The following is a 21470-nucleotide window of genomic DNA, read 5'->3' as shown; positions in this document are numbered from 1 at the left end:
TCTGCTTATGGTTCGGGCATGTTCGACTCGCGGCACATCAAGACCTTCCACGCCGTGGTGCGCGCGGGCTCCTACTCGGCCGCCGCCCGCACCCTGGGCTACACCCAGCCGGCGATCACCCAGCAGATGAAGGCGCTGGAGCGGTCCGTGGGCACCCCGCTCTTCGTCCGCGTCGGCCGGCGGATGCGGCTCACCGAGGCGGGCGAGACGCTGGCGCGGCACGCCGAGGTGATCCTGGAGTCCATCGGCACGGCCCAGCAGCAGATGGAGTCCCTCACCAGGCTGCGCGCCGGGAAGGTCACCGTCTGCGCCTTCCCCAGCGCCGGGGCCACCGTCGTCCCCGAGGCGCTGGCCGCGCTGGCCGCCGAGCACCCCGGGATACGGGTGGACCTGGTGGAGGAGGAGCCGCCCGAGTCGCTGCGCCGGGTGGTGCGCGGCGAGTGCGACATCACGCTCGCCTTCACCTATCCCGGGCTGCGCGAGCAGGTGCCCGACGAGCTGGTGGAGATCCCGCTCCTGGAGGACCAGCTCACCGTCCTGCTGCCCGCCGGCCACCCGATGGCCCGGCGCCGCGCCGTCAAACTGGCCGAACTCGCCGGCGAACGCTGGATCGCGGGCTGCCTGCGCTGCCGCGCCAACTTCCTGCACGAGTGCGCCGAGTTGGGCTTCGCCCCCGAGATCGCGTTCACCACCGACGACAACCTGGTGGTGCAGAGCCTCGTGGCCGAGGGGCTGGGCATCGCGATGGTGCCGGGCCTGGTGCTCTCCTTCCTCGTCCACCAGAAGGTGACGGGTCGCGCTCTGGACCCGGCCTCGCGCCGCCAGGTCTCGGCGTACGTGCTGCGCGAGCACCTGCGTGTCCCGGCGACGGCACGCGCACTGGACGCGCTGCGCCGCGCAGCGGAGCGCCGCGTCGGCTGCTGAGCCCTCCCGGCCCCTTGGATCCATAAGCGGCAGCGGGGGTTCCCCCAACGAACCGTCGTTGGACGCCCGGCACACCCGGCTCGACGCTGCCCGTATGACCGCGACGACGACCCCGACCCTCTCCCCCGCGACGGAGCGCCTGCGCGCCCTCATCGAAGAGGTGCGCGAGGCCGTCGGCCGGGGGCTGTCCCCGGACGTGACCGCCTACCTGGTCGGCGAGCGGCTGGCCCCGCACCTGGGGGCAGCGGACCTGCTGACCGCGGAGCAGTGCGAACCCGACCCGGCGCACTACCGCCAGCACGTGCTGCACGCCGAGAGCGACGGCAGCTTCTCCCTCGTCGCCCTGGTGTGGCTGCCCGGTCAGGGCACCGCCGTCCACGACCACGTCTCCTGGTGTGTGACCGGCGTCCACCGGGGCGAGGAGCACGAGCGCCGCTACCGGCTGCTGCCGGCCGAGGCGGCGGGCGGCGCCGCCCGGCTCGTCGCGACGGAGGACGTGGTCAACCCGAGGGGCTCGGTGTGCGGGTTCGCCCCGCCCGGCGACATCCACCGGGTGTGGAACGGCTGCGACGGGCCCGCCGTCTCCCTGCACGTCTACGGAGCCGACATCTCCCGGCTGGGCAGCAGCGTCCGCCGCGTCTACGACCTCCCCGCCGACGCCTGATGGCGCCCGGCCCCCACCTGCGGACGCCCCGCCCGTCGCCGCGGTGGGCCTGTGCGCGTGGATCGTCGTCGCGACTCGTTCCCGGGCCCGGCACCGCACCGTTCCGGCCCCGGGCCCGGAGCGCCGGGCTCCGGTATCCCCGGCCTACGGCTCACGCGCCGACCGCGGCCTGGGGGCGGATCGGCATGCGGTTGACCGGGCGGCCGGTGGCGGCCCGTACGGCCGAGGCGACGGCCGCGGGGGTCGTGACGACCGGGACCGTCGAGGCCGCCTTGGCGCCGAACGGGGCGACGACGTCACGTTCCTCCACCAGCTTCACGATGCGGATGTCCGGGGTGTCGAGCGCGGTGGGCAGGGCGTACGCCGTGAAGTCCGGGTGCCGCACCACGCCCTTGGCCACCCGCAGGTGCTCGGTCAGCGCGGTACCGATGCCCTGGGTGACCCCGGCCTCCAGACGGGCCCGCAACTGACGCGGGTTGAGCACCGTCCCGACGTCCTGGGCCAGCGCGACCTCCACCACCCGTACCGAGCCCAGCTCGATGTCGACGTCGACGACGGCGCGCACGGCGGCGAAGGCCAGGCCGACGAACGCGTCGCCCTGCCCCCACTCGTCGAGGGGCTCGGTGGGGTGCGGGCGGCACTGCGCGGTGGCCCACAGCTCCTTGCCCTCCAGCGCCTCGACGACCGTCGTGGAGAGCACCCCGTCGTAGGAGGTGATCTTGCCGTCGGCGATGGTCAACAGCTCCGTGGACATGCCGAACTTCGCGGCGAGCGGCTGGAGCAACTGGGTGCGCACCATCTTGGCGGCGCGCTCCACGGCGCCCCCGGACACCCACGTGTGCCGGCCGCGTCCGCTCGCCCCGGACGGGGGCTGGTCGGTGTCGACGGAGGCGACGTGGACCTCCTCGACCCCGAGGACGTCCTGGACGATCTGCCGGGCCAGCGTGTCGAAGCCCTGCCCGGACTCGACGGCGGCGCACATCACGGTGGCCACGGGCCCGTCGACCTTCACCGTGGCCGTGGAGACCTCGTCGGTGCCCTCCGCGCCGAGCATGTGGACCATGCCGAGCGCGTAGCCGACGCCGCGCCGTACGGCCGCCGGGTCACCGGCGCCCTCCGGCCCGCCGGGCAGCAGCCAGTCCTCCTCCGGCGCGTCCTTGGGCAGCGGCGGCAGCGGCGCTTCCCGTACGGCGTCGAGCAGTTCGGCGACCGGCGCCGGGCAGGTCACGGTCTGCCCGGTCGGCAGCAGGTCGCCCGTCGCCATCGCGTTGCGGGCCCGCACCTCGGCCGGGTCGAGCCCGAGCCGCTCGGCGAGCTTGTCCATCTGCCCCTCGTAGGCGGCGCACACCTGGAGGGCGCCCTCACCGCGCACGTGGCCCGAGGGCGGGTTGTTGGTGCGCACGACCCAGCCGTCGATCACCGCGTGCGGCACCACGTACGGGCCGCAGGCGAAGGAGACGGCCGCCGCGAGCGCGTCCGAGGAGGTGTCGGCGTAGGCGCCGCCGTCCAGCAGGATCTGCGCCTCCACCTTCACCAACGCGCCTTCGCTGTCGGCGTGATGGCGGTAGCGCAGCAGGGTGGGGTGGCGGTGGGCGTGCCCGAGGAAGGACTCCTCGCGGTTGAGTGCGATCTTGACGGGACAGCCGGTACGCATCGCCAGCAGCCCCAGCGGCACCTGGATTCCGGCATCCTCACGGTCGCCCATCGCGCCCGGCACGCCCGTCACCACGACCTTGACCTGTTCGGGCGGCAGCCCGAAGCAGGCGGCGGCCAGGTCGCGGTCGGTGTGCGGGTCGGTGGTGGCGGTGTAGATCTCCACCCCGCCGTCCGGGCGCGGTACGGCCAGCGCGGCCTCGGCGCCGATGGGCGCCGGGTCCTGCCGGCCGATCCGGTAGAGGCCCTCGACGACGACGTCCCCGGTCACCTCCGGGTCGCCGTAGCGCAGCGGGATGTGGCGCAGCAGGTTGCCGTCCGGGTGCAGCGGTTCGGCCTCGAACGACTTCTCCGGGTCGGTGACCGGCTCCAGCACCTCGTACTCGACGGCGACGGCGGCCGCCGCGAGCCGCGCCGTGTCCGGGTGGTCGGCGGCGACGGCGGCGACCGGCTCGCCGTAGTAGCGCACCATGTCCCGGGCGAACGCGGGCTGGTCGGCGATCCGGCGCCCGTGCGCCGCGTCGCCGGGCACGTCCTCGTGCGTGAGCACCGCCTGGACGCCGGGCATCTTGGCGGCCTCCGCGGTGTCGATGGAGACGATCCGCGCGTGCGGGTGGGGCGACCGGTGCACCGCCGCCCACAGCAGTCCCTCCGCCCACAGGTCGGCGGCGTAGGGGAAGGTGCCCTGCGCCTTGGCGTAGGAGTCGGTCGGCAGCACGGAGGTCCCCAGGCCGCGCGGCTCCGGCTCGGGGCCGGGGTGCGCGGGCAGCGGTGTCCCCTCCGGGGGCGTCGCGGTGGAGGCGCCCGCACCTCGCCCGGCACCGGTGTGACCGTCAGCCGTGTCCGTCATGCCGCCGCCTTTCTGTGCCCTTTCCGTGCGTGCGCGCCCCACGCCTCACGACTCGCCGCCGTTCTCGGGGTGCTCCGCGTAGCCGGGGTGCTCGGAGCTGCGGGTCTGGTGCGGGATGTGCGCGGCCGGATCGTACCCGTAGGAGCCCTGCTGCGGCTGACCGTAGGCGTCGTACCCGTACGCGCCGTACTCCGGACCGGAGTCGAGCCCCTCCCCGTACGTGCCGGAGTCGTACGCGCCCTGGCCCTCGTAGGTGCCCTGGCCCGCGTACGAGCCCTGGCCGCCGTCGTAGGGACCCTGCTCGCCGTACGGGCCCTGGCCGTGGTGCGGCCCCGGGGCGCCCGGCTCGTACGTCGTCTCGGGATAGGCGCCGGGCTGCTGCCCGTAGCCGCCCTGGCCGAACGGGGGTTGGCCGTAGGCGCCGTGCCCGCCGGGACCGTGGGGCGCACCGCCGTGTGCCGCGTGCGCCTCCGCCTCGGCGGCCTCGCGCTCGGCCTTGGCGGCCCGTCCCTCGACCACCGTACGGACCGCGTCCAGCACCCCGCGGTAGCCCGAACACCTGCACAGGTTGCCGCTGATCGCCTTGCGGGTCTCCAACTCGCTGGGGGCGTGGTTGCCCTCCAGCAGGTCGTGCACGGTCATCGCGAGTCCGGGTACGCAGAAGCCGCACTGCACCGAACCGCTCTCCGCCAGCGCGCACTGCACGTCGGACGGGGTGCCGTCGGACGAGAGCCCCTCGACCGTCCGCACCTCGCTGCCGGCGGCGGTGGCGGCGGGCACCAGGCACGCGGCCACCAGCCGGCCGTCCACCTGCACCGAGCAGGCGCCGCACTCGCCCTGCGCGCAGCCGTCCTTGGCACCGGCGAGCCCCAGCCGTTCCCGCAGCACGTACAGCAGTGACTCGCCGATCCAGGCGCTCGTCACGGGGCGGTCGACACCGTTGACACGCAGCACGTAGGAGACGTGCGGGTGTTCGTCCTCCGTCCCGACCGCCTCGGGGACCGTCTCGGACACGTCACCGGCCCCGTCGTCCCCCGGCTCGGTCCCGTCGGTCCCGGCGTCGGTCGCCGCGTCGGAGGTGTCGGCAGCCGGGCCGGTTGCGGAATCGGTGCCCTGGCCGGCGCCGGGCCCCTGGGCTGCTTCCGCCGCCGGGCCCTCCGTCGTTCCCCCGCCTGCGGCCGTCGCCTCCGCGCCGTCCGCGGCAGCGTGCGCGGACCCCTCGGAGGCGTGCGGGCCCGCGGCTTCGCCGTCCTGGGGGACGGAAGGAGCACGGGCGGCCCCGGCCCACTCCTCCGCGTCCGGGCCGTCGGTACCGGGAGCTGCGGCCGCGCCGTCGTCGCCGGGCGCGCCCGGCTCCTGCCCGCCCGCCGGTGCGGAGCCGGAGGCGTCGGAGGTCTCCGCGGCGACCGGGGGCGGGCCCGGCGCGGGCTGGGGCACCGTGTGCGGGTGGGGCTGCGGTGAAAGGTGCGCCTGGGGCTCGGCCTCGCCCAGCGGCGTCACCTCGGCGTCCGTACGGCTCTCCGGCTCGGCGGGCGGCGCCGGGGGCTCGGCGGCGACGATGGGCGGGGCCGACTGCTCGGCCGCGAGGTGTTCCGCCCCGAAGTGTCCGGCCCTCCCCGGGGCGCCCCCGCCCTCGCCCGGGTCCTCCCCGGACGGCGCGGGTGCCGGTGCGGAGTCCGCCGTGGGCCTGGGCAGGGCGTCGGGGGGCACGGGGACGGAGCCCGGGGCACCCGACGGGGCGCTCGGGAAGGTGTAGTTCGCGCTCGGACGCTCGGGCAGGTCCACCGAGGGCCATCCCGGGAAGGCGGCATCCGACGGGATGCGGCCGGAGCCGTCCGAAGGCGCGGAGCCCTCCGGCGCACCCGCCTCCGGCGAAGTCCCGGAGGCTCCGGCACGCTCACCGGACCCGGGGGCCGCGGAAGGGCCGACGTGCCCCGACGGCTCCGCGGACCCGTGCGGTCCCGCAGGCGCGTGCGGCCCGACAGGCGCCTGCGGACCCGCAGAACCCTGCGCAGCAGCGGGACCATGCGGACCCGCAGGATCATGCGGGGCACCGGAACCCTGCGCAGCGGGACCATGCGGACCCGCGGCACCATGCGGCTCCGCGGACCCGTGCGGCCCGGGAGTCCCCTGCGGCCCCGCGGAGTTGCCGTGCGGAGGGGTGTCGGCCGACTCGAAGGAGCCCGCGGGCGACTGGGGCGGCAACGGTCCGGTGCCGGGCTCGCCCCAGTGCGGGGCCGCGGCGGGGGAAGAGGGCGGCCAGTGGCCGGAGGCGGACTCGGGTGGCGCGGCAGCGGGCGAGGCGGGACCGGCTGCCCCGGCGGGGTTGCCCTCCCGCTCCCCGCGGGCCACACCCGTGCCGAGGGGGCGGCGGCCCGTGCGGGCCTCGTGGGAACCGGCGAGCGCGGCCGCGGCGGAGCCGCCCGGCAGGTGGGCGCCGCCGTCGCCGTCTCCGTGCCCGTTCCCCTGTCCCTGGGAGGGGTCGGCGCCGAACACGGCCTCGTGCCCGGCGGTCCCCTGCTGCCCGGTACCGCCGACGTGTCCGGCACCGGGGCCGCCGCCGGCACCACCGAAACCGCCGTCACCACCGAAACCGCCGTCACCGCCGTCACCCCGGCCCGGGGCGTCCTGATACCCCGTCTCGGGGGCGAACGGCAGCACCCAGTGGCCCGCGGCGGCGGGGTCCGTGCCCGCGGCGGGTGGCAGCGGGGCGGATGCGGGCCCGGCCGCGGCGGCGGCCTCGGACGGGTCGATGGCCGGCGGGGTGTACCCGCCCTGCCCGGTGCCGGGCGCGGCCAGCGGCACCTCGTCCTGGAAGCCGCCGGCGGGCAGCTGCACGAAGGCGGTGGCGTCGGCGTCGTACTCGCCACCGCCCCAACTCCGCGGCACATGCTGCCCGTAGGCGCCGCCCTGGTCGTAGGCGCCGCCCGGCCCGTAAGCAGCGTCCTGTCCGTAGGCGGGGTCCGCGCCGTACGGGTCGCCCGCACCGTACGGGTCGTACGGCGCGGGTGGGGTGTGCGCGGTGTGCGGGGCGGTGTGGCGGTGGTCCTCTGCGTCCGTGTGCGCGTTCACGTGTCCCTGCGGGTCCGCACCCGCGTGCGGCCCCGCGCCCCCGTTCCGGTTTCCGTTCCCGTTGTCCTGTGGTGTGCCGCTCATGCGAGAGCCCTCCCGAGTCCTCGGCGGGCCAGTGTCGCCACCGTACGCCGCAAGTGGAGGGCGGCGGGCGGTAGCTGGGGTACGGCACCGGCGGCGCCGTCGGTGCTCTCCTCCGGCGGCGGGTCGGGGATGCACGCCATGGCGACGTACTCCCCGAAGGCGGTCAGCGCCTCGGCGGCGAGGCCGCGCCGGCCGTCCCAGTCGATGAGCGAGGCGATCCAGGTCTCGGCCTCCAGCGGGCGCAGCGGCATCGGCGCGACCGCGCCGACGGCGCACCGCACATGGCGCCGCATGGGGTCGAGGACGACGGCGACGGAGGCCAGCGCGCGGCTGGGCCCGGTGCGGCTGGTGGCTTTCAGGAAGGTCTGCGGTGCGTGCAGCAGGGGCACCTTCACATAGCCGACGACCTCGCTGGGCTGGAGCATGTCCATGCCTGCGAGCAGATGGCTGACGGGCAGTTCCCGGCGGGCACCCTCCGGCCCTGCGATGGACAGCGTCGCTTCCAGCGCTGCCAGCACGGGCAGCGCGTCACCGGTGGGCGCGGCGCTGACGACGTTGCCGCCCAGCGTGCCCGCGTTGCGGATCTGCGGCGGGCCCGCGGCGCGGGCGGCGGCGGCCAGCGCGGGGATGAGCGCCGCGAAGTCGGGCCGTCCCATCCGCGCGTGCGTCAGGCCCGCGCCGAGGACGGCGTGCCCGTCCTGGTAGGACCAGCCGCGGATCTCGCTGATCCGGCCGAGGCCGACGAGCGCGGCGGGGCGGAGCTGCCCGGAGTTGACGTGGCACATCAGGTCCGTGCCCCCGGCCACGGGGACGGCCGCCGGTACCGCGGAGAGCGCCGAGACGGCTTCGTCCAGGGTGGTCGGCAGCATGACAGGGGGCACAGCCTGCGCGGCTTGTCCGCCGCCTGGTGCATGCCGTACGTGCGTGCTCAACCTGCTGCCCCTTCCCCGACCGACCGGGCCTCCGGCTGCATTGCCGTACGGTACGTGCTCACAGCCCGGACGAGGCAACTCTGGCATATCTCGGCCGGGCACCGACACGAGGGCCGGGGATGGGCCCTTTCGCCCGGTTGACCCTCTCTCGCGGAGTAAGCGGGAAGAGGCAGGAAAGAGGCCGGAACGGGGCTGTTCGCCGCCTACTTCGCACCAGGACGCACATGCGCCGGTGCTCCGTCTCGGCCCCGCGGGGCCCCCGGTCCGCCCGCGGGTTCTCCCGGTCCGGCCCGCGGGGCGGTGCCCTCTCAGTCCAGGGGGCGGCCGGGAATTCCGGGTCGCTGCTGCCAGGGCAGGGGGCCGTCCAGGGGCCGGTAGGCCACTCCCAGCGCGTCCAGCCGCGCCAGGTGCGATCCCGCCAACCGTTCGGCGAAGTCCGCGTAGTCCCCGCCGGGTCCCGACCACGCCAGCTCGGCGACGGCGGCCAGCCGCGGGAAGACCTGGTAGTCGATGCGGGCGGGGCTCTCGGTGCACTCCGTCCACATGTTGGCCTGCACCCCCATGACCCGGGCCGCGGCGTCGCTCCCGCTCCCGCCCCGGGTCAACTGCGCGGGCACCGGCTCGAACCCGTACACGTCGCGCAGGGTGGCGACCTTGCCCAGCGGCACGGGCTCCTCGGTGCCGGGGGCCTGCCGCCGGTCGAGGTAGAGCTGGTCCTCCGGGCACATCACCACATCGTGGCCCGCCTCGGCGGCGGCGATGCCGCCCTCCGTCCCCCGCCAGGAGGAGACGACGGCGCCGGGCGTGAGTCCCGGCCCTTGGAGGGTGCCGCCCTCCAGGATCTCGTCCCACCCGACGAGCCGCCGCCCCCGTGCGGCGAGCCACCGGTCGAAGTGCCGCACCATCCACCCCTGGAGAGCGTCCTCGTCGCGCAACCCCTCCTGGGCGATGCGGGCCTGTGCGACGGCGGAGGACCGCCACTGCTCCTTCGGGGTCTCGTCGCCGCCGATGTGCACGAAAGGCGAGGGGAAGACGTCGAGGACCTCTTCCAGCACGTGCTCGTAGAAGCTCAGGACGTCGTCGGTGGGGGCGAGCAGGTAGGGGCTGACGCCCCAGTCGGTCCACACGCCGAGCGTGGCGGTGTCCACCGCGTCGCTGGTGCCCAGTTCGGGGTAGGCGGCGATGGCGGCCTGCGAGTGTCCGGGCAGTTCGATCTCGGGGACGACGGTGATGTGGCGGTCGGCGGCGTAGGCGACGATCTCGCGCAGGTCGTCCTGGGTGTAGTAGCCGCCGTGCGGCCTCTCGTCCCACAGCGGGGACGCCCGGTGGCCCACCCGGGTGCGGGGCCGCCACGCGCCGATGCGGGTCAGCTCCGGGTACCGGCGCACCTCCATGCGCCAGCCCTGGTCGTCCGTCAGGTGGAAGTGGAAGACGTTCACCTTGTGCGCGGCCAGCAGGTCGAGGAGGCGCAGCACACCGTCCTTGGGCGTGAAGTGCCGGGCGACGTCCAGCATCATGCCGCGCCAGGCGAACCGCGGTGCGTCCTCGACGCGGCAGGGCGCCAGCCGCCACTCCCGCGCCCCGCCCGCGCGCCGGTACGCGGCCGGCGGCAGGCGCTGGCGGAGCGTCTGGGCACCCCAGAAGACGCCGGCCGCGTCCCCGCCCTCGATCAGCACGCGTGCCGCGGTGACCTCCAGCCGGTAGGTCTCGGGCCCGCGCGTGGCGTCGATGCGCAGCTCGACGGTGTTGCCGGGCGCCCCGCCTTCGTTGCCGGGCGCCCCCACCGCGGCTTCGTGCTCCTCCTCACGGAAGGGCAGCACCGCTTGTGCGCGCAGCCACCGCGCGGTCCCGCCCGTGCCGGGCCCGGCGACGAGGACGGTGCCGCTCCCCCACACGAAGGGCGGCCCCTCCTCCTCCCGTACGTCGCGGGCGCGGGGCACCAGTCCGGGGCGTCCCGCCGCTGTGCTGCCAGTGGCCGGCATGGTCGGTCCTCCTTACTTCACCGCTCCGCCCAGTCCGGAGACCAGGCGGCGGTGTACGCAGACGAAGAAGACGAGCACGGGCAGCGTCATGACCGTCGAGGCGGCCATCACCCCGCCCCAGTCGGGGGTTTCGGTGTCGAAGAAGACGAGCAGCGCCATGGGGAGGGTGGAGTTCTCCGTCGCGCTGATGATGAACGACTTGGCGAAGAGGAAGTCGTTCCAGGTGGAGATGAAGGAGAAGACACTCGTGGCGACGAGGCCGGGGAACACGAGCGGAAAGAGGATCTGCCACAGGAACCGCGTGCGGCTCGCCCCGTCGATGAACGCCTGCTCCTCCAGCGCCTCGGGCACCGCCTTGACGAAACCGCGCAGCATCCACACGGCGAACGGCAGCGAGAAGGCGAGGTGCGGCAGGATCAGGGAGAGCAGCGAGTTGAGCGCACCGAGGTCCCGCATGAGGAAGAACAGCGGAATGGTCAGCGCCTCCACGGGCACCATCTGCGCGACGAGGAAGAGGACGAGCAGCGTGGTGCGCAGCCGGAAGCGGAACCGGGTGACGGCGGTGGCCGCCAGAAAGGCGATGAGTGCGGAGCCGACGACGACGGTGCCCGCCACCAGCACGCTGTTGAGGAAATAGCGCCCGAATTCCTGCTGTTCGAAGACGCGCCGGAACGAGTCGAGCGTGGGTGTGAGGGTCCACGGAACGGGCCGGTCGGAGCGGACCTCACCGGACGGTTTGAACGCCGAGAGCACCATCCAGTAGAGCGGGAAAGCGACAGCCACGGCGATGAGTACGGCGGCGCACTCGGCGGCGAGCCGCCAGGGTTTGCGGACGCGCCACCGCCGGGTGGGCGCGCCGGGGGCGGTGGTGGCCGGGGTGCTCATATCTCCTCCCCGTTCCTGCGCAGCAGTTTCAGGTATCCGAGCGTGACGGCCAGCAGAATCAGCAGCATGACGACGCCGATGGCCGAACCCAGGCTGTACTGGGAGGAGGCGAAAGCCTTCTGGTAGGCGTACACGTTGAGCACCAGATTCTGTTTGGCGATTCCACCGCCGCCCGTCATCACGTAGATCTGTGTGAACACCTTGAAGTCCCAGATGACGGACTGGATCGTCACGACGATCAGAATGGGCCGCAGCATCGGCGCCAGCACGCTGCGCCAGGTGCGCCACACACTCGCCCCGTCCAGCGAGGCGGCCTCCAGCACCTCGGCCGGAACGGCGCGGATCCCGGCGTAGGTCGTCACCATGACCAGCGGGAAGGAGCACCAGACGACCTCGAAGAAGACGAGTGCGAACGCGCTGTAGCGCCCGTACGTCCAGGCGAAGTCGCCCAGCCCCAGCACCCGGTTGACGGGCCCGAAGTCCGGGTCGAAGAGGAACACCCATACGGTGGACCCGGTGATGGCGGGGGTGGCCCAGGCGCCGAGCGCGGCCAGCATCAGCACCAGCCGCGGCACCGCCCGCACCCGGGTCAGCAGCACCGCCAGGGCGCACCCGACGGCCACCGTGCCCAGCACGCAGGCGGCGGCGAACACGACGGTCGCCAGCAGGACGTTCCAGAACTCGCCGTCGCCCAGCAGTTCCGCATAGTTGGCGAACCCCTGGAAACTGGTCGGCTCCCCGCCACTGACCTGCGCCTGCGTGTACTCCAGGAAGGAGATCAGGCCGAGCTGGTAGACGGGGTAGGCGAGCAGCCCCGCCAGGACGACCAGGGCGGGCGCGAGGTAGAGCCACGGCGTCCAACGGCCCTGCGCCGGCCGCCCCCGCGCGGCGCCCGCCCGCGGGCCGCCCCTGAACGGGCCGCTCCTGCGCGGTCCCTCGTGGGGACCGCCGGTGCCCGGTCCGCCGCTGCGCGGGCCCGACAGCCGGGCGGCGGCGGGTTCCTTCTCGGAGCCGCCCCCCGCCTCGGCGGCGGTGGTCAGGCTCACCGGGCGAACGCCTCGTCCATCGCCGCGGCGGCGTCGGCGGCCGCACCGTCGACGTCGTCCTTGCCGCTGACGATCCGCTGGAACATCGAAGGCAGCACCTGCGACGCGTCGATCCGCCCCCAGGCGGGGCTGGCGGGCACGAACTCCGTCCCCGCCTCCAGCGTCGCCACGAACGGTTCGACGAACGGCTCCCGCTCGGCGACCTTCGTGCGGGTGTCACCGTAGGTCGGCAGGAAACCCATCGCGTCGAACAGCTTCTCCTGGGTGCGCTTGCCCGCCAACTCCTCGGCCAGGTCCACGGCGAGGCTGCGGTGGTCGGTGCTCTTGAGCACGCCGATGTTGTTGCCGCCGGCGAACGCGGGCGCGACCTCCCCCTTCTTCACGCCGGGCAGCGGGACGACGCCGTAGTCCCCCTTCACCTCGCCGTCCTCCATGGCCTGGCGGTTGAAGTCACCGCCGATCACCATGCCCGCCTTCCCGCCTGCGAAGGCCTCCACGGTCTCGTTGCCGCCCATCTTGGCGCACTTGCCCGCGGGGCAGTTGTCGCCGCCGAAGAGGGAGGTGTACGCGGTGATGCCCTTCTTGGCGCCCGCGCTGGTGAGCGTCGAGTGGAACGAGCCACCTTTCCCCTCCTCGGCCAGCTCACCGCCGTGCGCCCACAGGAAGGGCATCGCCCCGTAGGTGTAGGCGCCGCCCACCGCGATGCCGTACATGTCGTGGTGCGCGTCCCGGATCTTCTTCGCGGCTCCGGTCAGCTCCTGGAGCGTGCGCGGCGGCTTCAGGTCCAGTTCCTCGAAGACGTCGGTGCGGTAGTACAGGGCGCGGACTCCGACGAAGAGAGGCAGCCCGTACTGCTTCCCCTCGACGGTCACCGACTTCTTGGCCGTGGGGTCGAGGTCGCGGGCCGCCTTCCAGTCGCCGAACTCGGCGCTGATGTCGGCGAGCCCGCCGTCCGCGACATAGCCGGCGGTGTCCGTGTTGCCGTACTCGATGACGTCCGGGGCGGAGTCGGGGTCGTTGAACGCCCCCTTGATCTTCTCGGCCCGGCTGTCGACGGGGATGTACTGGACGTCGACATCGACACCGTGGTGCCGCTTCTCGAACCGGTCGGCGACCTCCTTGACCACCTTCTCCTTCGGCCCGTTGCCGACCTCCCGGAAGAGCCACACCCGCACGGTGCCGCTCTTGCTGTCCTTCCCCTCTCCCCCGCCACCCGACGTGGACGGTGCGCACCCCGCCGCCCCCGTAGCCATCGCCACCGCCACGACCACGGCGCCGACCCCCGCCACCCGCCGCCCCACCCTGCTTCTGCCGTCCCTCACGATGAGACCCCCAAGCACTGGTATTGCACGATACGCAACGGCTGTTTCGCACTGCACAACCTGCACGCGTGAGCCGTGAGGCTACGAGGCCCACGCGGACGGGGCAATAGGTCTGAACCAACGACGCGACAGCCGTCGCCCGGAGACCGCCGGAAGAAACCTCATCGCCCCAGGTGACACCCCGTTTCTCCACACAACGGGACCGAGCAGGCGGAGTGCGACTTGCGCAGGGGGGACGGCACCATCAGCCCACGTTCGGCCGCGAGGCCAGGGAGACGGTGATCCGGCCCGCAGCAGACGTGGAGACACCGAACAGTTGGGCAAGCCGCGGCGAGGCAGAGCGGCCCACCAGCACCCCCGGCCGTCGACGCCCGCGCGGCGGCCGGACGCCACTGCGCCCTCACGGCGAGGCCCCGGCGGAGTGGGCGCCCCCTCTCCACCCGTGCCCCTGCAGGGGGCTACCCTGCTGGCTGACCGTACGTTGACCCCACCATCACACAGGGTCAGGCCACGCGCGGCGTACCAAGCCCTTCGCGGAAGGTCGCCGTCCGCCCACCGTTCCAGGAGGACACCGCCTCATGAGCAAGCGGCAGCCGCAGCTTCCGACGCCGCCGGCGAACCCCTACGGGGCGCATCCGGGGGCGGGGTGGGCGCCGCCGGTGGTGCCCCGGAAGGGTTCCGGCAGTGGGCGGGTCATCGGGATGTGCGTCGGCGGGGCGTTGGTGTTCTTCTACGTCGTGCTGCCGGTCGGGGACTGGCTGTTCTCCTGAGGGCGGCGCGGGCACCGGGCGCCGGTACGAAGACGAGTCGAGGTCGAGGGGTCGAGGTCACAGCATGTGGAAGCGCACGGGGGCGGCGTCGGACGGGCCGGGCGAACCGGTGACGTCGGCGGGAGGCCAAGGGGCCGGGGCGGCGCCGGGGGCCGGGGCGGCATCGAACGCGGGGGCGACAGCAGCGCAGGGGGCGGCGCCCGGGGCCCCGTCTCCGTCGTGGGAGGCGCCGAGTGAGGTGGAGCGGCGGCTTCTTGAGGCGAAGGTGCGCCACGACTGGGCGGCCTACATGGATGTGCTGGCGGGCGAGTGGCTCTACCGTCTCGTCTCCAGGCAGTGGCTGGACGCCAACCCGGGGAGGCTCCCGGCGCGGCTGACCCCGGTGTGGCGCCCCGAGGTGCAGGGCTGGTGTGCTGCCGTCTACACCCAGGGCATGCTGCCCGCGCCCGTCGAGGATCCGGTGTTCATCTCCGAGGGCCTGGGGGACTACGCCCGCGACTGGACGCAGCAGGACCCGGCCTGGCTGGCCGTGAACCCCGGGTCGCCCTGCGAGGCGTACTTCCCCGCAAGCCGCGCACTGTGCGCGCTGTGGCGGCAGCACGCGGACCGTACGTCCCCGGAGAAGTCCACGACGCTGCGCACCTTGTGGGTCGGTGGCCCGCGCAGCGGGGCCGTGGCGCGCGGTCTGGCGTGTGGCGCGCTGCTGTCGGTACGGAACGGTTCCTACTGGAACTCCCTCGGGCACGGCTGGGGTTACGTCGACGAGCGGCAGACCCTCGCACGCTGGTGGGACTGCACCTCCCGGGCGACGTGGCGACGCCATCAGGAGGAGCTGCTGTGCAACGAGATGAGCAGCCAGGTGTGGGAGTTCACGCTCGGGTTGCGGTACAGCATGGCGCAGGACTTCGGCGGCCAGGTCGAGACGGCGCACTGGCGGCAGGCGGCCGAGAGGGTGCTGCGCAGCCGTTCCGCGACGGCCACCGTCGAGCTGACTCCGGACGGGGTCACCCGGGTCGAGGGCCCCTCCGAGGAGGAGGCGGAGTACCAGATCGAGGGCGTGAAGCGGCTCATAGGCCGTATCACCCGCTACGAGTCCCGCTTCCGTGCGGACGGCCTGCTCCCGGAGGGCCGTTTCGTCCGCTCCGTGGCGGCCTGGGACTACGGCCGCGCCTCGGGCATGGCCCGCTTCGGTCTGGCGGCCCGTTTCTGCTCCCTGGCCGAGGCGGAGGAAGCCGTGCTGCGCGCCGGGCGGGTCAGCGCGGTGGCCTACCGCTCCTGGGAGGACTTCTCGGCCGGCTACATCCTGGGCCGCTGTCTGCACTTCGACGACGAGGAGTTCGGGCACTGGTACGAGGACATGCTCGAAGCCCATCGCCTCCTGACGACGGACCCCGAGAGCCCGTGGCTCACGCTCCCTCTCCGGGCGGGGGACGGCGACTGACCCCGCCCGCCCCACTCGGCCGGCCCCGCCACCTCAGCCCGTCCCGGCCCCGTCCTCCCCGGAGGGGACGGCCGCCAGCCGCGAGTGCCGTACCCCGTACAGGAAGTAGACGGCGAGCCCTGCCGCCATCCAGCAGCCGAAGACGGTCCAGGTGACGGCGGGCAGGCTGAGCATCATCCACACGCAGAAGCCGAAGCCGAGCAGCGGCGTGACGGGGAAGAGCAGCACGCGGAAGGTGCGCGGCATGTCGGGCCGGCTGTAGCGCAGGATGAGGACGGCGACGTTGACGAGCGCGAACGCGAAGAGGGTGCCGATGCTGGTGGCGTCGGCGAGTTCGCCGAGGGGGACGGTGGCGGCCAGGACGCCGCAGAACGCCGCGACGAGCACCGTGTTGGCGCGGGGCGTCCCGGTGCGCGCGTGCACCCTCTCGAACACCTTGGGTACGAGCCCGTCGCGGGCCATGGCGAACAGGATGCGGGTCTGCCCGTACAGGACGGCGAAGACGACGCTGGCGATGGCGACGACGGCTCCCGCGGCCAGCACCACGCTCCACAGGCCCAGACCGGTGACGTCCTTCATGATCCTGGCGAGGGCGGCGTCGGTGTGGCCGAACTCCTGCCAGGGCATGGCGCCGACGGCGACCAGCGCGACGAGGCAGTAGAGCACGGTGACGATCAGCAGCGACAGCATGATGGCGCGCGGCAGGTCCCGCTGCGCGTTCTTGGCCTCCTCACCGGCCGTGGAGGCGGCGTCGAAGCCGATGTAGGAGAAGAAGAGGGTGGCGGCTGCGGCACTGATGCCGCTGATGCCGAGCGGGGCGAGCGGCGTGTAGTTGCCGGATTCGATGCCGAAGAAGCCGATGCCGCAGAAGAGCAGCAGCGTCACGATCTTGATGACGACCATGACGGTGTTGATCCGGGCGCTCTCCTTGGCGCCGCCCATCAAGAAGGCCATGGCGAGGACGATGACGGCGAGCGCCGGCAGGTTGACGTACCCGCCCTCGCCCAGCGGGGCGGAGACGGCGGCGGGGAGGGTCACCCCGAACGTGCCGTCGAGCAGCTCGTCGAGGTACTCGCCCCAGCCGACGGCGACGGCCGCGACCGAGATGCCGTACTCCAGCAGCAGGCACCAGCCGCACACCCAGGCGACGAGTTCGCCCATCGTCGCGTACGCGTACGAGTACGAGGAGCCGGAGACGGGGATGGAGCCGGCCAGCTCCGCGTAGGAGAGCGCGGAGAACAGGGCGGTCAGCCCGGCCAGGACGAACGAGATCGCCACGGCAGGACCGGCGAGCGGCGCGGCCTCCCCCATGACGACGAAGATGCCCGTGCCGAGCGTCGCGCCGATGCTGATCGTCGTGAGCTGCCACATCGACAGGGAGCGCCGCAGCGCGCCGCCCTCGCCCTGTCCGCTCTCGGCGACGAGCTGGTCGACGGGCTTGCGCCGCATCAGCCGCCGCCCGAGCCGGGGGGACGGGCGCGGGCCGCCGGAGCCACCGGGGCCGTGCGGCCCCTCGGCCGAGGGCGGTGCGGCGCCGTGTTGCAGCATCTGGGGCTCCCCTTGTCGCTTCGGTCGCTTCGTTCCGCGTCGGTCGGCCTCGGGTGGAGGTGTGGACCTGCGACAAGGGACCTGCGGTGGCCCAGCCGGCGGTCACCGCCACTCCTGACACGGGGCACGAGCCTACGAGTGGGCAGCTCACGGCCGTAATGCACGTCCGTTGCGTGTTGCCGCACGACCCTTGCGCACGGCGCCGCCATGCGGGGAATCGTTGCACCCGCCCTGCTTCCTCCCTCTTCGCTGGCCGGAGCAGCGTGCCCGGGCTGCGCCGGTCGACCTCGCGCAGCCGGGCGCTCAGCGCCCGCGCCCGCTGCGCCTGGACGCGTCACCGCACAGCGCGCAGCGCACGCCGCTCACGCTCGGTGGCCGCCGGGGCGGCCGAGACGTGGACACGCCAGGTACGCCCGCCCCGGCCGCACCAGCCTCGGCCACACCTCCGTGTCGGCCCGTCAGCAGTAGGGCGGCTGGCCGGTCAGGGAGTGGGCCACGCCCATGAAGACCCCGAAGAGGCGGAAGAGGGCGGGCAGTTCGGCGTGTACGCGCACCGTGCGGTCGTCCGTACGGGCCACCCCCGGAACCCCCTCCAGCTGCTGGGCGACGGACGCCGACTGCCAGCGCACGGCGAGGGTGTGCTCGGTGGTGTCGGGCACCATGCGGGTACGGGACACGGCGTCCCGTACCCCGTCCGCCGCCGCCTCCTCGATGGCGCCGCGCGCCTCGGGGGCCGGGCGCAACCGGGCGGCGAACCGGTCGCGCGCGTACTTCACGGGTGCCGTGCGCACGTCCGGGGCCCACTCCTCGACCTCCGCGCAGGCCACGTCGCAGCCGGAGAGGGCGACCACCGGCACGCCGATCGCGCCGGCCGTCGCGCAGGAGAAACCGATCTCGCCCATGGCGTGGGTGTCGTCCAGCCACATGTCCTCGACCTCGTGGCCCATGAAACTGTGGCTGAGGACCCCCAGCGCGCCCGCCCGCGCGTGGTAGCCGACGCAGACGACGGCGTCGAACGAGTCGTCCAGGTCCTCCAGCATGCCCATCGGCTTCGGCTTGCCGCGAACGAGGGAGGCCGCCGGATGCAGCTCCTCGATCAGCAGGTTGCGCATGGTGCTGTGGCAGTCGTTGACGACCACCGTCCCGGCGCCGGCCGCCACGGCACCCCGCACGGCCGCGTTGACGTCCTCGGTCATCATCACGCGCCCGCGCTCGTAGTCGCGGCCCCCCATCTGGACGTCGTCGGCCCCGACCAGCCCGGTCACCCCCTCCATGTCCGCGCTGACGTACACCTTCATGCCGTGCTCCTCACCGCGCTCCGCGCCCTGACGCTCCACGCCCCGCTCCTTGGCTGCCATGCGCCGAGTCTCGCAAGCGCACGGGCCAGAATGGGGGCATGCACACGTGGCCCGTACTGATCTACGACGGTGACTGCGGTTTCTGCACCACAGCGGTGCGGTTCGGCCTGCGGCGGGTACGCCCCCGCTGCACCGCCGTGCCGTGGCAGTCCCTCGGCGCCGCCGAGCTCGCCGCACTCGGGGTGACCCGCGAGCGCGCGGAGCACGAGGCGTTGTGGGTGACGCCGTCGGGTGCCGTCCACGGGGGCGTCCAGGCCGTGGCGAAAGCGCTGCTGAGCGCGCCTGGCGGCGGGTGGCCGGTGGCGGGCGCCCTGCTCACGCTGCCGCCTCAACGGTGGCTCGGGGCAGCCGCGTACCGCCTCGTCGCGGCCAACCGGCACCGGCTGCCGGGCGGTGCGGCCGCTTGCGCGGTGCCCCCGGCCCGGTGAGGCCGGGCCGGGGGCGAGGGCCCGGTCACCTGATCTTGTACTTGCAGCCCTTGTCGCTCTTGCCGCCGTCGTTGTCCGCCACCTGCCTGCCGTCGACCTCGATGACGCAGGACGCCGCCGTGAGCTGCCCGTCGTCACCCTGTACCGAGCCCGGGACCACGCTGACCAGGGAGCCCACCTTCTGCTCGGCGGGCGTCAGGCTGACGGTCTTCTCCTTCTTCCACGGCAGCTCGGACGTGTAGTAGGGCCCGCCGTCCAGGATGTACATGCTCTTGGTCGCCTTGCCCTCGCCCCGCAGCTCCAGGGTCACCTTGTGCGTGGCACGCTCCCCCTCGGCCTCACCACTCTTCTTGCCGCCCCCGCCGCTCTTGTCGGCATGCTGCTGGTGTGCCTGCGGCTTCTCCCCGTCGTCGCTCCCGCAGCCCGCCAACAGCGCCAGCCCCGCGACCAGAGCCATCCCCGTCATCACCGTGCGCATACCATCGCTCCTTGCCTCGTACCGTGCGACGACGCTCATCCCATCAGGTCGGCGGCGAGGATCGTGCACCGGTTCGTGAGAGGGGTGCACGAGTTCAGCCCGCACGCCGGTGCGGCCCGCGGCAGCGTGGCACAGCGAGCACGTGGCCCGTGTCGGCGGGGCCATGGTTCCGAGTGCCGACGAGAGCGGCTTCGTGCCCGACCCCGGCAGCTGAGACGTGGGCAAGACCGGCGACCGGTCCACCGGGTACGGCCAGGACGTCACCTCCTGGTCGGCAGTTGCTCGCGCTGCGGACCGTACGGGGGTCGGGCGGCCCTCCCGCCTCACCCACGAGGCGGTGTTCCGACGGTGCCCCCCGTACATGGTTGCCGGGGCCTGCCGAGGGGGTCGGGATCGGGGTCGTGTGAGCTGACCAGGCGTACGGATCCCTCATCGGCAAGCCTCGCCAGCAGCCGCTGCGTGTCGAGTCGGGCGGTCTCGTCGTGTTGCGTGGAGGCGGCGAACGCCTCGACTGCGAGCGGTGCGGTGCAAGTGAGTTGGGTGTGGTGGTGGATCGCGTCACCGGTGTGCAGAAGCTCCTGACCCGGGCCGACGTCGTCGATGAGCACGCCGGCGTGCCCCGGCGAGTGGCCCGACAGCTCGACCAACCGGATCGAGTCAGGGATGCCCGCGAGTGTCCAGGAAGCCTGTCCCCGCCAGCGCGGTGCCGGCACGGGTGCGGGAGCCCACGCCACGCCGTGCGCCCATTGTGCGGGCACGGCACGGCCATCGCCCTGCTCGACAGCAGACCGGCACGCGGGCGTGGTGTGTACGCGGGCCGAGGGGAAGTCGGCGAGGCCGCCGACATGGTCGCGGTGGTGGTGAGTCAAGATCGCATCGGAGACGTCCCGTGGGTCCAGACCCAGCGAGATCACACGGGCCATCAGTGTCTCGCCCGGATCGAGAGCTGGGTTGACCTGCGCAATCCAGTCTTTCCCCAGCCGGGGCCCGGGGGACTCGATGTCCCTGTGCCCGATCCCGGTGTCCACGGCGATGAGCCGGTTCTCCAGCTCGATCAGGAGACATCTGCAGACGAAGTGGGATACCCCGAAGACGGCTGCCCCGCCGGGGACGTTCAGGGTTCCGCAATTGAGTTCGTGGATGCGCACCCGGCGGACAGTAGAAGTTCGTGTCGACACGAAGTCAAGCATCATGAGCTCATGCGCACCCAGCTACTGCGAATCGGCGAGGCGGCTGAACGTCTTGGAGTCTCCACCCACCTCCTCCGACATTGGGAGGTGGAAGGGGTGATCACACCGCATCGCACCACGAGCGGTGCCCGACGCTACGGCCCGGCACTGCTGGATGCACTGTCGATCGCAGTCAAGTGCCAGCAGGCAGGCATGTCGCTCAGCACGATCGCCCAGCTGCTGAACGGGCCGCCGCAGGAGCGCAAGCACCTCGTCGTCGAGCAGCGCGATGCGATCAACCGGCAACGCGCGCAGCTCGAACGGACCGCGGCGTTCCTCGATCACGTGCTGGAGTGTGGCCACCCCGTTGTTCGCGAGTGTCCAGCTTGCCAAGCGTTCGCCTCGCCAACGCCCTCACCTGCAACACCTAGTTGATGGACTGGATCTCCTGGACGGTGACGTTGCGCGTGCTGCCGAACTCGCCGTCGGGCAGGTCGTCGTCCCCCGCGCCCCCGGTGCCCTTCCACGAGGCGTCCCAGGTGAGCGTGGCCCGCAACGGGTAGCTGCCGCCGCCCTGCGTCGCCCGCAGATACGTCACCCCGCACGGCGGAGACTTCTTCCCCGCCCCCTTCCGGTACGGCACCCCGATCCCGCCGTCCTCCCGCACGGCGCACTCACCCGACGCCGGATGCACCACGGCCTCCCTCGTCCCCGCGGACAGCGCCAACGACTCCGGCTCCACCCGCGTCGTCGCCGAAATCCTCCTCCCAGCGCCCAGATCCACCGACGCCGTCACCGACAACGGCTTGTAGGTGCCCTCATCCAGCCACACCCACGTCGGCAGATGCACCGTCTGCCGCTGAC

General features: G+C 73.4%; 17 protein-coding genes and 1 pseudogene. 6 read left to right on the top strand and 12 right to left on the bottom strand.

Features of this window, described 5'->3' with window-relative positions; all coding sequences use genetic code 11:
- Positions 1-18 precede the first annotated feature (18 nt).
- Positions 19-924 carry a LysR family transcriptional regulator gene (locus tag H297_RS0117110; protein ID WP_027738064.1) on the top strand — a complete coding sequence of 302 codons (906 nt, stop codon included), beginning with the start codon at positions 19-21 and terminating at the stop codon, positions 922-924.
- Between the two features lie 94 nt (positions 925-1018).
- Entirely contained in the window at positions 1019-1588 is a 570-nt protein-coding gene (locus H297_RS0117105) for a cysteine dioxygenase (protein ID WP_027738063.1), read from the top strand.
- A 151-nt stretch (positions 1589-1739) separates the two neighbouring features.
- Here H297_RS0117105 and H297_RS0117100 read toward each other — a convergent pair whose 3' ends face one another.
- The 7 genes from H297_RS0117100 to H297_RS0117070 form a co-directional block, all read right to left on the bottom strand.
- Positions 1740-4091, bottom strand: coding sequence for a molybdopterin cofactor-binding domain-containing protein (locus H297_RS0117100; RefSeq protein WP_027738062.1), 2352 nt, complete (start codon positions 4089-4091; stop codon positions 1740-1742).
- A gap of 45 nt (positions 4092-4136) precedes the next feature.
- Positions 4137-7247: a 2Fe-2S iron-sulfur cluster-binding protein gene (locus H297_RS44295; RefSeq protein WP_051351924.1), complete on the bottom strand. Its 3111-nt coding sequence runs from the start codon at positions 7245-7247 to the stop codon at positions 4137-4139.
- Entirely contained in the window at positions 7244-8116 is an 873-nt protein-coding gene (locus tag H297_RS0117090) for an FAD binding domain-containing protein (RefSeq protein ID WP_064744839.1), read from the bottom strand. Before H297_RS0117090 ends, H297_RS44295 begins: the two co-directional genes overlap by 4 nt.
- 371 nt (positions 8117-8487) lie before the next feature.
- Positions 8488-10161 carry a beta-N-acetylhexosaminidase gene (locus tag H297_RS0117085; RefSeq protein WP_027738060.1) on the bottom strand — a complete coding sequence of 558 codons (1674 nt, stop codon included), beginning with the start codon at positions 10159-10161 and terminating at the stop codon, positions 8488-8490.
- 12 nt (positions 10162-10173) lie between these two features.
- Positions 10174-11046: a carbohydrate ABC transporter permease gene (locus H297_RS0117080; RefSeq protein WP_027738059.1), complete on the bottom strand. Its 873-nt coding sequence runs from the start codon at positions 11044-11046 to the stop codon at positions 10174-10176.
- Positions 11043-12029, bottom strand: a complete 987-nt coding sequence (locus tag H297_RS36800; protein ID WP_051351943.1) for a carbohydrate ABC transporter permease — start codon at positions 12027-12029, stop codon at positions 11043-11045. Before H297_RS36800 ends, H297_RS0117080 begins: the two co-directional genes overlap by 4 nt.
- Before the next feature lie 59 nt (positions 12030-12088).
- Positions 12089-13345: an extracellular solute-binding protein gene (locus H297_RS0117070; protein ID WP_051351942.1), complete on the bottom strand. Its 1257-nt coding sequence runs from the start codon at positions 13343-13345 to the stop codon at positions 12089-12091.
- Positions 13346-13992: 647 nt separating this feature from the next.
- Between H297_RS0117070 and H297_RS0117065 the strand changes: the two genes are divergently transcribed.
- The gene (locus H297_RS0117065) at positions 13993-14184 is read left to right on the top strand and encodes a hypothetical protein (protein ID WP_027738057.1); all 192 of its coding nucleotides are present in this window, start codon (positions 13993-13995) and stop codon (positions 14182-14184) included.
- A gap of 64 nt (positions 14185-14248) precedes the next feature.
- Positions 14249-15625, top strand: coding sequence for a DUF1266 domain-containing protein (locus tag H297_RS0117060; protein ID WP_027738056.1), 1377 nt, complete (start codon positions 14249-14251; stop codon positions 15623-15625).
- Between the two features lie 33 nt (positions 15626-15658).
- Here H297_RS0117060 and H297_RS0117055 read toward each other — a convergent pair whose 3' ends face one another.
- Both H297_RS0117055 and H297_RS0117050 read right to left on the bottom strand, forming a co-directional pair.
- Complete coding sequence (locus tag H297_RS0117055) at positions 15659-17173, bottom strand: amino acid permease (RefSeq protein ID WP_027738055.1); 1515 nt, start codon at positions 17171-17173, stop codon at positions 15659-15661.
- 458 nt (positions 17174-17631) lie between these two features.
- Positions 17632-18471 (bottom strand): M55 family metallopeptidase, encoded by an 840-nt coding sequence (locus H297_RS0117050; RefSeq protein ID WP_027738054.1) that lies wholly within the window; start codon positions 18469-18471, stop codon positions 17632-17634.
- A gap of 98 nt (positions 18472-18569) precedes the next feature.
- Between H297_RS0117050 and H297_RS0117045 the strand changes: the two genes are divergently transcribed.
- Positions 18570-18959, top strand: a complete 390-nt coding sequence (locus H297_RS0117045; protein ID WP_027738053.1) for a thiol-disulfide oxidoreductase DCC family protein — start codon at positions 18570-18572, stop codon at positions 18957-18959.
- 25 nt (positions 18960-18984) lie between these two features.
- On the opposite strand, the gene H297_RS0117040 is transcribed toward H297_RS0117045, so the two are convergent.
- Entirely contained in the window at positions 18985-19437 is a 453-nt protein-coding gene (locus H297_RS0117040) for a hypothetical protein (protein WP_027738052.1), read from the bottom strand.
- Between the two features lie 323 nt (positions 19438-19760).
- Positions 19761-20585, bottom strand: a complete 825-nt coding sequence (locus H297_RS36795) for an MBL fold metallo-hydrolase (protein ID WP_051351922.1) — start codon at positions 20583-20585, stop codon at positions 19761-19763.
- A gap of 51 nt (positions 20586-20636) precedes the next feature.
- Between H297_RS36795 and H297_RS43275 the strand changes: the two genes are divergently transcribed.
- A complete protein-coding gene (locus tag H297_RS43275) occupies positions 20637-21041 on the top strand; it encodes a MerR family transcriptional regulator (protein WP_158693702.1) in 405 nt (134 codons plus the stop codon).
- Here the strand turns inward: H297_RS43275 and H297_RS0117020 are convergent.
- A pseudogene (locus tag H297_RS0117020) lies at positions 21034-21470 on the bottom strand (hypothetical protein); the annotation flags it as partial. The gene H297_RS43275 and the pseudogene H297_RS0117020 sit on opposite strands and share 8 nt — an antisense overlap.

The sequence above is a fragment of the Streptomyces sp. CNT360 genome (assembly GCF_000424785.1).
The sequence above is the reverse complement of the archived record's forward strand: the minus strand, read 5'-3'. Positions and strand labels throughout refer to the sequence as shown.